This is a genomic window from Candidatus Fukatsuia endosymbiont of Tuberolachnus salignus (assembly GCF_964030845.1).
Classification (GTDB): Bacteria; Pseudomonadota; Gammaproteobacteria; order Enterobacterales; family Enterobacteriaceae; genus Fukatsuia; species Fukatsuia symbiotica.
The window spans coordinates 3,011,520-3,024,769 of sequence record NZ_OZ034983.1 but is presented as its reverse complement, the minus strand read 5'-3'; the positions used below and the strand labels follow the sequence as shown (position 1 = coordinate 3,024,769).

The window sequence follows — 13,250 nt, the reverse complement described above, 5'->3', positions numbered from 1 at the left end:
AAACGTATTTTTTGATCTAGGACACATTTTTACTACTCTTTGAGCAGGTTAGAGAGAGCAGAATCAGGTATACGGGAATTTTTTTATTTTTTTCACAGCAAGAGGCCAACCTTACCGGTCAGCACATGGACTTTATCACATTAAACTATGCCAGATAAGGCTATTATTGGTCATAAAGACTTCATGAATACGATCTTTTTCCCGGGGAGCACGGAGCACTGGGGTAAAAAACAATCGCAGATATCATCTCCTATCAATACCTGCGATTGTCCAACATCAGAAGCTTGTCCAGTAGTGATAACAAACCCCAACGGCATTCCGAAAACATCAACACTTCCATGAATTTTTGAAGAGAACCCACCACAACATCTACCTAATCCTTCTTTTTACCTCCTCTTACTCCTGCTATATGCCGATAACCTGGAAATACAGCCTAACAAGCGACAAGTAAAGTATTTAATACTCTATTCGCGCTAAGCTTTGGATCGAAAGGAGCGATTTTTTCATCGCTCGTCCAATTGTGGACCCTTGTAATTAATGAATCAATCACGCTAGCTTCTTGCTGCTTGAAATCATCGCTAATAAGCGATTTCTCTTGATTAAGATTGTATTTAAGGCGGCAACAACTCACCCACTTGCCATTCACGTCGTATGTTTCTTCAACACTCTGCTGCGGTACGCAGTTAGAAGTATAATCAGTACGATAGAACATTTTGCCAGCAACGCTGCGAACCATTTTTATACTGTACAGCAGAGTGCCTTGTGTGCCGCCATTAGCAACAGTTTGATAGCCAAATTCATTAACTTTACGAATAATAAATTCGCCATCAGCGGTGTATCGAGAATAAACCTGGCTATTACTTGTTACCTGCCCTTTAGTGTCATATTCGTATTTATTATGAATGCCCTTAAACACCTTGCCATTCATATCGAAGAAAAACTTACTGCTACTAACAGTTTGATTCTCAGCGTTAGATTCAACAACGACCACGGTCTTATCATGCAAATCTGATGAGTTGTTTTCCGCTTTAGATCCATTAGCATCATTTACGAAGATCCTTATACCCTTTTTATCGTGGCTTAATGGATCAGCTGTATATTGGTAATGCCTAGCTATTGTAGATTCGTGTGAACTGACCGACAGATCGTACATCTGTGCTACTGAAGCTTCATTAGATGCGGCATCAAGGGTACTACCTGTATGAGTTAACGATTCACTTACTAACTCACCATTGGCATTATAATTGGAGACGCTTTCTTGACACAATTTGCCATCAGCATCATAGCTAAAAAAAGTGGAGCTTTTACCCAGGAGTTCTCCTTGCGGATCATATTCTGAGGTATTTTTATTGCGTAAAAGATTATCGGTGTCATAGTGGCTACTGATTTTAATATAGCGATCTGGCTTGCCATGAGCATCGTAATTTATCACGCTTTCCATGAGCAAACGGCCGTCTACATCGTAATCAAACTCGCTATTGCTTTGACTAACCTCTTTTCCATCAGAATTACATTCTGACTCAACACGGTAAATCAATCGTCCCATAGCATTATAATATTTTTTACTACTGCTTATCAGCAATCCCTTTGTATCGAAGGTAGATTCTTCACGGCGATGTACCTGACCATTTTCATGATATTTATTTTTTATTTCATTGTGGATAATGAAATTACCGTCGATATAATTAAATGTGATCGTGCTGATTACTTTATCACCGTTATATTCCTTTACCTGAATGTTTTTATTACCTTGTTTATCAACAAGATAATGCACTCTTATTTCACCAAATTCGCCAAAAATAAATGAACCATCGTTAGCACGCTTAGGGACCTCTTCTTGTAAACAAGAAAACGGGAAAATTATTGAAGATTTATTTGTACTATTTAACAGACCAGTTAGAAAATCATTTACTTTCATAACTGAACTTTGATCCCTAACATAGTGAGTTGACACATATTTTTCGTTTTGGAATGAATTTGGAAATGAAGATGTATTCATATTAAATATCTCACCTTTTAATTAATAAATAAAACCGTATACTACCAAACGCCAATAATAAATTATTATGGATATAGTTTATTAATAACAAAGTAATACAGAAAATTATTTTTGCGTCACTAACGTGTATTCATTACTACAACTATGAAATATAGATAACTTTAATTTTAATGCAAGAAAATTGTTAGAATTTTTGCGAGTGGTTTTAGTTCAATCCCTCCGTTACCGATTTTTTAAAGAGTATCCTGATACAATACGCTCTTATCGGCTTGCTAATTAACCAACTCAAATTTACGGTAGATATCCATCAATATTTCATCAAAATTATAGGTCTATCCACTACCATGATTAGCGTTAATAGTTAGAAAAAGAAAAGTCCTGAATTACACTTTATAATTAGGCAGTGGAATAATGACATGACCATCAGTCGTTTCATTACCCACAGTATGAATATAATAATCTTTCATTTCTTGGATTGAAATAATCTGTTTAATAGCATGATCATGTAATAAAATATGGCTTTTATAGTTGAATATTAATTTTAATTCATGATGGAGAATATCGCCTTTAATTTTAGATTGCGAACGTTCGAAAACGTCATCAATGACCAGCAATTTATTTTCAATAAAGACAAAAAGTGCATCATAATTTCGCGAAATATTAATATTTTCTGGCATTACGTCAATTGGAAGAGAACAATGTAATGAGCCATTACCAACATGAGAAAGGTAAATCACTGGGTAGTTAAATAACTCTATCTCAAAAGTAAAGGCCATATCTTCTATCTGATCAAGCGATGTTGTTATCAATAAGGCAGATACATCAGCATCGATATGTTCATCAGGAGCTAATGTTGTCAACCGCCCGCTGTTTAGGATCAGTACTTCATTCCGGCGTTGATAAAGAGCACCCAAATTGTTTATACGTCCCACCTCACCTCCGCGGTTAACCTTGATTAAATCTTGCTTGTTACTGATAAAATAAGCTTCTTCTTTATTACTATTAAAACCAAGATAGTTTTCCAAACTATTTAAGGTACTAGACATAAACAATATTTTTTTCATCGGCTGATACCAAGCCTGTAGATTATTCTTTAAGCCAATCTGAATTATTTCAGCACAAATACATTGATGACACAAATGCTCAATAGCATTTGTTAAGCTGTTAACATTTAAATAAGTGGTATCACTATAGTGATCCTGAGAAAAGGCCGTGGTGACACCTATTAGTGTTACTGTAAATATATCATCATCTGTCCTGCCAATATTTAGATGAATACCATTATTTGTTAAACCTTCTATATTCCCTTGAATTAACATAACGTTCACAAAATCTGTGCCTAATGCTTCATTTAATACCAGCGTACTTATTTTTGGTATTTTATTTTCATCGTGTAGAACACCACCAGTAAAAATATTTCCGAGAAGAAAGGTATTGATTTTTGCTACGTAGCCCAATTTGCTATTATTTAAGATCCAGGCACCTTGATTATCGCTAGACATCCCTAAATTAATCATATTTTGACCAAGATCCATTTTACAAATAATAAATTGTTCACTGTTAATATCATACCAAGCAGACAAAGGAAGAGGCGGATTTTCATCGCCATATAATAAGCCCCATATGCTAACATGAATAGCTATTTCAATGGCTTTGGTTTGTCCAGGCTCCAATAAGGAAGCATCGGCTAACTTGTTACGTAGTTGACCAATATACGTTGTTAAAGAAAGAGCCCAATCAGGATTGCCTATAATAAACGCATTTTCTACCGCGAATAATGTTAGTTTTTTATCATCAGAAAGGCGATAAATAAACCCTTTTTCGGTGGTAATCAAAGCATTCCTTATGTTTACCACATCATGGTTATTTAACCCGAACTCACGTAAATTCATTACTTTAGCATCATCCCCCTCTTCTTGAACGTAAAGTCTATAAAGCCAATTATTACCATTTTGTTTATATTGCCGTGGAGTCACACTCCAAAAAAAATAGTTATCATCTCCAGCTTTCATTCCCTTAACTATTCCAGCTGGACTAATCAAAAAATCAGAATCTTTAAGGATATTGGTATACATTCTGGCCGAAATATGTCCCTTAACATCAATACTATTTTTCAGGGGCCATATCAGTCTGTCTCCTATTAGTATCGTCGTATCAGTTTTAAAGTTGATCAATCCTTTGATGTTTTTACCCGACATTTCCCACGGATTAATACCACTTGGCGTAAGTACCTGCTGGCTCCTGTTTTTTATAAAAGCGGCCAGGCCAGTTAAGTGACGTTTTTCAATTAATTGACTCTTTACCTCGGCCGGTAAACCATAGAGTTCTGTGAGCGCTAATGCCTGGTACGGATCCAAAGTATCAATCATATATTTTAGCCTTATCTTTTCGCTGCCATAGTGGTATTCCTGCTCAAAAGTGATAGCTTGAGCAAGCACATTGACATTGTTAAGTGTTGATAGCGATGTATAACTTTGACGGCCATTTTCCATCATACTTGGTAAATGTGCGAGGGGGAGATAAACCTGTAAAAGGTTGCTCGTTCTGATCTCTGATACCCAAATTATTTTTTCGTATTTAAACAGAATACGTGCATACTTTGGCATGGGTACCATAGGTATAATAAGATCTCCCTGATACCAAGCATATTCTTTCGAGAGAAAGAGTAGCTGGACATTTTCACGCCGAGTTTTTCTAAACAGTGTGTCTTGATGATTAGCCGTATAGAGAAAGGTCTCGTGACTACAAAGATAAAAACAGAATTCACTCTGTTCGTTAGGATCGGGGCTAAATTTATTAATGCGGAGATATTTAATCGTTTGTCCTACATTTTTAAGATGCTGAGTGATATAGCGCTTCACGGCATTAACTTCATCACCTCGCTGGTTAATATTGGGTATGCTGCTAGCATCAATAAACAACGGAATCAAACGAGGTGACTCCCAATTTAATTGGGCCGTAAAAACACCCTCTGGTAATTGAACCGTCAATGTAGTAGTAGAAAAATGAGGGATAGTGAGAGTTATTCTATCTTCAATCGATTGAGTCACTTTTATTCCATTTGAAATATATTCTGAATTGGCGCTTTTGACAAAACGATGAAAATGGAGCCGAATAAATATATTATAATCAAGCCGCATAAATCTATTATCCTGCGGTTCGTCATGAATAACATCGAAAGAGGTCGTGATCCCAGACAAATGACGAGCATCAATAATCCACTGTACTGCTGAGTTTTTGCAATTAATGGTCATATCTGCTTGTGCTTTATTCAATATTAATACCACATCTGCCTTTCCGGTTATCGGGGCATAAAATGTATAATTAAGATATTTTTTATAAGTATAGTTGGTAAGTAACTGAGTTTCACTCACCCCTGGTGCAATTAGATTATATTTGGCATTCCCTAAAAAAATTTCCACACTAGTATATTTATAATCAAATTTTAAACCCGTCATTGCTCTATAATAAGCATCGTCCTGAATCGGTATCTGCTGTCCATAAATATTTTCATATTTCCCTATACCAGAAAATACAAACCCAGCATCAAGTTGTTTTTCAAACCAGCGCACAGTATCAAATTCAGCATCGCCTCTCAGACGAATGAAGGGAACAAAATCATATATTGGCTCTATTTGGGCTCTCGGTGTAATAGGTAAAATCAAGGTGGTTGATTGAGTACCGTTTTGCAACGCGATACTATGTTTCCTAACGCTGTCACCATTCATTTCACGTAGATTAATATAGGCTTCAGGTTCCATCTGAGTGTAAGTATCGTGCATTTTACGCATTTGTTGCCCATATCGATCGAAGGTAACAACGGTTTGCTGAGGATCTGTAAAATTTATTTCGCTAATAACTGTTCCCTGACAAGGGATCAAGGTATCTTTAATAATCAGGATCCCACCTTGATCCCAACCTTTTTTCATGCTATTAAAATAACGTCCAATAGCTTTAGCTTTTTCTATATTTTCAAGCATGTTCATCACTTCATCTGAAACACAATTACTTGCAACAGCCAGTGCAATACCGACGACAAACATCGCCACCACAGTAAAGGGTGAAGAGAATATTAAACCCACTATTCCTAAAGAAATGCTCACCAGATCTAAAGCGATTTTTACTACGATAATACTACGTTGCATTTCATTTCTTTCTTGAATCAATTGCAACGTATTCAACCCAAGACTAATGAATCCCAGTAAAACTCCTCCCTTTGCTAAACGAGTATTAAATTTTCCTACAGCATTCAGTGCCTGTCTAATACTGCCAGTTTTTAGATGTTTACACACTCTATGTAAATAAAATTCGGTAATTGTACCTTTTGTATTTATTACATTATGAAAATCTGCTAACAGGGATAAATAAATATGTGCCTGTATCGTTTTAGCGAGTATAGAATTACCTTTTACCTGATTAACACCATATTGTAGAAAATCATATAAAGATAAAACTGAATCAAAAACGCTTCCCATGCCTCCTGCTTTACCAACTAATTTAATCTGACTCTGTCCAGAGAAAAATTTAGGATAATGACTATCTATTTGCAATTGTCTCCATAAATATTGACGTAATTCTTCAAAAATTTTATCAGTACTCTCTAGTTCTTTGACAAGGGTAAAGTCGTTCATATTAAGAAGCCGGATTTTATATTTGCCACTGTTCGAATCGTATTTTAAGCTGGTCAATAGAGGTAACCATTCATCCACATTAATTGAGTGATCGGCTGCTGCCATTACACGTCGATATTCCTGTTCATTATTATAACTACTCACAACCATAAAAGTGGAATGTGGCATCGACCCAGAAAAATTTAATTGTTCAATGCGCTGCATGTAATTAATATCTAAATGATTTTCTATTATCAGTTCAGTACCTTGACTGCTACTAGATTGCTGTAAATGGTTTGATCCATGTGTAAAACTTAACAAAGAATAATAGTAAATGGGGATTGTTCTATAGTATCCGCTTAAAATATTAAAGGTAGTATTAAGCTGTTCAATAGTAATCGTAGACGGCTTAACCTTGATTTTATTTTCTGCATCAGCAAGTAAAAAACGATCTATATTACCCAAATAAATAGCCTTAATCTTTTCTTTACTGTACTTACCGAGAAAAATAGTCTGCGCACTATTATATTCACTCAAACTAAGGCGATAAAAACTAAATAAATTGCGTATGATTCGTTTCTTCAAGCGCTGAAAACCTGCTTCAACATCACCAACAATTTGCGGGATCAACGCCTGTAGCTGCAGCTTTCCACAAGTACAATCTAGCCCATCAAACCAGCTCTGATATGAATTTTTCTCTAGCACCTGTTGCAATACTTTTATCAGCATAGTAACGCCAACATCGTTCGCATCGACTATCAAAATTTCATTTGTACTATTATACATACCTACTATTAATGCCATGCTATCAGCATTAATCAATACGGCTCCCCGCAAAATAGCCTCTTTGAGGCCGGTAGCCATATTTGCATCTATCCATCCGTCTAATTTTTCAGGATTAGGAAGACGTTCAGGAAGTATTTCGTTATTAACCAGACGGGACTGCAATATATCACCCAGGCTAAACTGGTTTTTATCAAACTCAGTGACCACACGGATACGTACAGCGAGATCTTGCTCAATCGGCTGATATTCACGTTTTACTACCGTATTGCGGAGGGTAAATTTGATCTTTTTATCACAGTTACTCGCTACGACCCAGTTTATTTTTTGTCTAAATCCCTGACGCACAGCCTTCGGCTTACCAAGCCATCGCTGTCCCATGGCATCAATAGTGAACAGGTTTTCCTGAACAAGAATATGATTAATGAAAATATGATTGCTCTCTAAAAAGAGATATAAGCGTTCAATAAAATCGATGGCAAATACGTTACGCGAATCAAGTGTCTCACTAAGTTCGTAATTCCTATCTGCTGTAGAACATTCTGCTTTAATTCTACCCCACTCATCACGGTTTCTTAACAAGTCTATTGCTGATTGCATTAAACCACAGCCAATAAATATGAGCTGTTCCCTTTCTACATTCTCATTTCCCCATTTTATAGAATGTTGTACCAATAATTGAGTGACATCCTGCACTGAAAAGTTTATTGGGCTACCGTCACCCACCAACAGAATACGGGTTTCTTTTTTAAGGTGAAGATCAGGTGCTTCCTTTACTTTTATAAGCTCTTGAGTTCTCTTATTATACTTATACCAAGCATTCAATTCCGTGTTTGTGTGATAGAGAAATTTAGCGGTTTCCTCACAAAGCAGATCATTATGAGAAAGTTGTATAATGCACTGAGCATAATATTGCGGGCAACAAGTAAAAACCTCGTGATAGCGCATTTTCCCTAGGAGGCGAGACTGTTCGGATTGCTCAGTGATCCAGGAAACACTAATAAAAGAAGAAAAAGTAAATTGTTGAAATTTATATTTATTTTCTACTACCGGTATCGCATTAATCTGCAACAATTGATAAAAATAAAGATTATCATAAGCACGAATGCCCGCCAGTCCAGAGGTCACGCGATCATACCGTGCCATAGCCGTATGCCGATAACCAATAAGCGCTTCAATATCAACAATAACATTTTGATTGGCAAGCTGTTGTTCGAGCGCTGGATTGACCTTCTCCGGTAAAAGTAGGATCTCGGAAAGGCCGTTAATGTTGTGTTCCGGATTATCAATAATTTTATGAATGCATTGCAAATTTTCTAATATCTGATCGATAAAATGGCTTTTTTCCTCTGCTTTTGCTTTTGCTAGAACCACACCATCACCGTAGAGGGTATAGCTAAACTGAAAATAAGGGTCTACCTTCAGCTCTTCAAGTGGCATGAACAACGGTGTGCCACTTTTTTGTGCTAATGCGACCAGTTGCTTAATGACCCGCTCAATTTTGGGATCGATGCTCGCCAACTGGTAGCTTTCCAGCAAGGTTTCTCGCGTTGGCATCATATCCTGCTCCATCAATTCATCAAGAATGACTCTAAGAATAATAGCTTGGCTTTTTATACCTTCTGGATCGCTAAGCGTTCTTTCAATTATATCGGCAAATAATTCCTTATTAACAGCAGGCAATAGATCGGGATTAATGCATACGCCACCGTATTGTCTTAATACTAAAAGACGAAAAATATCGGTAGCCGCATCAAAATTTCCACGTAGTGCCAATTCTTTAATATACAGTTTTCGTTCTTCCTGTATATTATCCAGTTCGTCTATATTTTTTATAGCGATAACAATATCAGGGTTATCTTTTTTTAATTTAGCCAAGGCATCCGTAAAACTTTTGTGATTATCGTTCCAAATAGTTAGCAATTCTTCTGGATCACCCAATGTATGTCTAATCAAAAAATTTTTAGCTGCCATATCGAAAGAAATGTGAGTATTTTCTTGCATATATTGATAGATTTCGTTTTGCAATCCAATAACATTGCTCTTAAAGAATGTATAAAAATCATTGTTATCTGTATTGGTATCATCAAACGTCTCTTGGCTCGCTTTTTTTTGTATACGTACAAATATCTCACGTGATAAATAAGTATTGTTGTCCGTCCAAATTTTTATTTTATAATGAGAGTGTTGTTGTATCCACAGATTAATATATTCCCTTTGAATATTTTCTATCTTACCCAGGATAATAAAGTGTAGGGTCTCACTAACCGTTTCCATCATGGTTTTTTTACGTGATAAAAGTAAATTTAAGGTTAATTATATATTGAGGAGTTGTTCATCTTTATCAACAACAATCACGCCATCTTTAATACATCTCATCATTCTCAATAAAAGTTCCATTTCCTTTTTTGGATCCGTCGAAGGAATCATCTTAACGTATTCTTCTTTACTATCAAAAAAAGTTTTATATAGAAAATTTTTCTTGTAATAGTTTTCGTTTTTATTGATGTTTTTTAATTTCTCAACAATATCTAAACGTTCCATAGGATTTACCACCTGATAAAAAATTTATTAAAATATTTTAAGCGTTGCCAAATAGCAATCTTGAATTTATGCCAATCTCCGAGCAAGCGTAGCTTTCACCAATAATATATTTCCTTTGTCTAATATAGTTTTTTTAATTTGCTTAAATTATTCTATAACCTGATCGTGCTCCGCTCCTGGAATAGCCATCCGATCCGCCCACATTTTCTTAAATAAGAAGATCCTTTTTTTGTAAGATAAACAATAGTCCCCCGATTAGATACTACCAGCACCAAGTGTAGGATCCCTTAAATTCAACAAAATATGCAGCATTTCATGCAGGTAAATTCGGATCGCAGAAAAATTTTCAGGTTGCCCGGGTAGACTAAGATACTGAGGTATTAATAGCATGGTACATACATCAGGAAATTTTATAACCTTTCCAACAAAATCAGAATAAGGTTGAATTGTCGATGCAATTTTAATTTTATGTTTTTCAGTTAGAGAAGGGACAGCATAATTAAACAAACGCCTAAAAGTAGGACTTCGACGATATATATTATGATAACTGTGTATTAGAATAACAGTTTTTTTCCCTGTTTCTAGTATTAAAGTAAATAAAAAATTAAACAGCTAATCAAACTGAGGAGAAAGCGTGGTATCTGTTACCTTACGTAACAAATCAGATACTTCTCTGACAGTGATCCTATAGCGGTACGGTGTAATTTTGATTACATAATGAATACTATTCAGTATAAATATACGACACGATTCATCTTTATGCTGTAATTATAATAGAATCGTTCTGCTATATGCTCTAAATTCGGGAAGTAGCTGTCTAAATAGAAAGATTGCATACCGTCTTCAATACTCAATTCCCCTTTGCCTCCCTTTAAATTCACTTTAGTGTAATATTTTTCTCCTGCTTTATGGGTAATCATTCTGGCATAATTTGGTTCTGTTGTGTGCCAATCAATTTCATAGCCCCCTCCACTGTTTTTAACCGGCATTACACGATCCTCATTGATGACATAAACGACAGAATAACCTTTCCATTTTATATTTTTCGCTCCCTGGCACCCTTGCACGCGGCAATGCCAGATTATGAGGATTAGACTTAACGGTAAATGCATCATATTATCTATCCAAGATGTAATCGGTAAATCCGTCGTTTTGCCAGCCACCTGCATCACTGCTGTAATAATTTTTTTGTCACGTTTTTGTGAGGTAGCAAAATGTGGTCCAGCTTCGTTCATACCATTTTTTAATCCATTAAAAAATAAGCTCGCCGCATCAAAACCAAGCGCAATCGTGCCAAACAGTGTTTGTATCCATTCATGGTGGCGGATACCTTCCTCTATGTTTATAATCTGCACCAACCACAGGTATTAGGGTTAATCAACTCTTCAAATACGCTGACAACATCAAATTGTGTGACCGTACTAAATTTCAAACGACACTGTTCTTGCATACAATCTGCACGCAGTTTGGTTATGTATTCAATAGATTATTCAAGTATTAAAAGTAATATTCCCTCTCAATGAATGTCTCAATAATCTTATCGTGCATTTTTTCAGATTTTGAGTAGCCTATCGTTTTACGATTCAATCGGTTAAGTCTCGTTCTCAGTGTTAAATTTTCTCTTTCTATCCTTTGTGTATAAAGCTTGCCAACGATGTGATTTGCGGAAGGTAAGATCGAATAAGCCGTAAAATTATCTGTACAGAAGAAGGCAACGTGAAAAGGGGCTAACAGCTCAAGGAGGCTCTGAAGCGTTGGGATACCTCTCCTCCCAAAAACATGGGCTATGATCCGCTTAAATCGAAGTTCCCTGAAGCCTTGGTCAAAGATGTTGAGCTTTATCCAGATGCTTACCAACGGGAACACGCGGCCCCTTTTAAGGTGTGCACGAAATCCATTTGGCAAGCCTTGAAAAAATGGGGCATCACCTATAAAAAAAACCTGCGTCATCCCAGGGCAGACGAAGACGTACGGTGTACCTTCCAGGAAAAGAGAGACGGCTATAAAGAGCAGGGAAAATCGTTGGGTTATCTTGACGAAAGCGGTTTCGCAAAAGATATGCCACGAACCCATGGATATTCTCCGCGAGGTCAACGCTGTTCTGGCCTCCAAAATGGGCAGGCCAAGAGGCGAACGAATGTTATCGGTGCGTTATTGGGCACGGTGTTGATGGCGATTGTCCTGTTTTCCAGCCCGGTTAACAGTGATGTCTTTTACGCCTGGGTCACACAGCTTCTCCAGCCTTCTCTCCCTCCTCATTGTGTCATCGTCATGGACAACGCCAGTTTTCACAAGCGTCAGGACATTCAACTCGCGATTATCAACGCCGGGCATCTGATTCAATACCTGCTTCCTTACCCTCCTGACCTCAATCCCATTGAACATAAATGGGCACAGGCTAAAAGTAAGAGAAGAGACCTCAATTGTGACATCAATACCTTATTTTCAGAATATATGATGTGATTATTATGTCGTTCATATATAGTACATCGGTATCTAAACACACTACACCCTGTTTTTTTAATATTAGCAAGCGCAGAATATCATTTGCAGCGATGATATTCCCACGCAGAGCAAGTTCTTTAATATACAACTGAGGTTCTTTTTGCCTATTATGGATCTGATCTATATTCCCAACATAAATAAAAGTATGAGGATTATCTTTTTTTAATTGAGTTAAAGCAGCTTGAAAGCTATAATAATTATTATCCCAGATCTCTGATAATTATTTTGACTGGCCTAAATGATGCTCGATTAAAAAATTTCTGACTGCCATATCAAAAACCATTCGATTATTTTATTGTATGTACCGGTAGATTTTATTTTGCCATTTCATTATTTGGCTTTCAAAAAGTGCATAAAAATTATCCTGGACAATAGAAGTACTCTCAAGCACTTCCTTGGTGGCTTTTTTTGTATACGTATAAACAGCTCTCGTGCCAGATAAGCATTGTTGTCTATCAAAGTTTTATTTGATAATGAGGATTTTGTTGTATTCATAAATTAATGTTTTCTCGTTGAATATCTTCTATTTTATTTAAACAGATAAAATGTAATATTTCATCGACTGATTCCATAATAGTTTTCTTACGGAATAACAGTAAATTTTGTAGCACATAATTATTCTGTCGCTGCCCATTTTTATTGGTCAAAACATCGGATAAAAAGTACTGTTAATCATCCCTAATAATAACGCCATTTTTTGTTGTGCACTCATTTTTTGGGACATGAGCTGGTATTTGTTCTTGGTATCGATAAATTTTCTATAAATAAAATTTACATTACAATAATTATTATTCTTGATAACACTGACT

6 protein-coding genes and 1 pseudogene are annotated in these 13,250 nt (G+C 36.2%); 1 reads left to right on the top strand and 6 read right to left on the bottom strand.

Features of this window, described 5'->3' with window-relative positions; genetic code table 11:
* Nucleotides 1-433 precede the first annotated feature (433 nt).
* The 5 genes and pseudogenes from AAHH42_RS14455 to AAHH42_RS14435 all read right to left on the bottom strand — a co-directional run.
* Entirely contained in the window at nucleotides 434-1,999 is a 1,566-nt protein-coding gene (locus AAHH42_RS14455) for a hypothetical protein (protein WP_342221428.1), read from the bottom strand.
* A 383-nt stretch (nucleotides 2,000-2,382) separates the two neighbouring features.
* The gene (locus AAHH42_RS14450; RefSeq protein ID WP_342221427.1) at nucleotides 2,383-9,672 is read right to left on the bottom strand and encodes a TcdA/TcdB catalytic glycosyltransferase domain-containing protein; all 7,290 of its coding nucleotides are present in this window, start codon (nucleotides 9,670-9,672) and stop codon (nucleotides 2,383-2,385) included.
* 36 nt (nucleotides 9,673-9,708) lie between these two features.
* Complete coding sequence (locus AAHH42_RS14445; RefSeq protein WP_342221426.1) at nucleotides 9,709-9,936, bottom strand: hypothetical protein; 228 nt, start codon at nucleotides 9,934-9,936, stop codon at nucleotides 9,709-9,711.
* 728 nt (nucleotides 9,937-10,664) lie between these two features.
* Entirely contained in the window at nucleotides 10,665-11,294 is a 630-nt protein-coding gene (locus AAHH42_RS14440; RefSeq protein ID WP_342221425.1) for a hypothetical protein, read from the bottom strand.
* A gap of 139 nt (nucleotides 11,295-11,433) precedes the next feature.
* Nucleotides 11,434-11,745: pseudogene (locus AAHH42_RS14435) on the bottom strand (IS1 family transposase); the annotation flags it as partial.
* On the opposite strand from AAHH42_RS14435, the gene AAHH42_RS14430 reads away from it, so the two are divergent.
* The gene (locus AAHH42_RS14430; RefSeq protein ID WP_342221424.1) at nucleotides 11,716-12,399 is read left to right on the top strand and encodes an IS630 family transposase; all 684 of its coding nucleotides are present in this window, start codon (nucleotides 11,716-11,718) and stop codon (nucleotides 12,397-12,399) included. The pseudogene AAHH42_RS14435 and the gene AAHH42_RS14430 overlap by 30 nt on opposite strands.
* Here AAHH42_RS14430 and AAHH42_RS14990 read toward each other — a convergent pair.
* Complete coding sequence (locus AAHH42_RS14990) at nucleotides 12,368-12,556, bottom strand: TcdA/TcdB catalytic glycosyltransferase domain-containing protein (RefSeq protein WP_425286340.1); 189 nt, start codon at nucleotides 12,554-12,556, stop codon at nucleotides 12,368-12,370. The two genes, AAHH42_RS14430 and AAHH42_RS14990, sit on opposite strands and share 32 nt — an antisense overlap.
* Between the last annotated feature and the right edge of the window lie 694 nt (nucleotides 12,557-13,250).

Bases quoted from the DNA above. Each gene is read 5' to 3' on its own strand.
- AAHH42_RS14445 (WP_342221426.1), bottom strand. From the start codon at position 9,936: ATGGAACGTTTAGATATTGTTGAGAAATTAAAAAACATCAATAAAAAC.
- AAHH42_RS14450 (WP_342221427.1), bottom strand. From the start codon at position 9,672: ATGATGGAAACGGTTAGTGAGACCCTACACTTTATTATCCTGGGTAAG.
- AAHH42_RS14455 (WP_342221428.1), bottom strand. From the start codon at position 1,999: ATGAATACATCTTCATTTCCAAATTCATTCCAAAACGAAAAATATGTG.
- AAHH42_RS14430 (WP_342221424.1), top strand. From the start codon at position 11,716: ATGGGCTATGATCCGCTTAAATCGAAGTTCCCTGAAGCCTTGGTCAAA.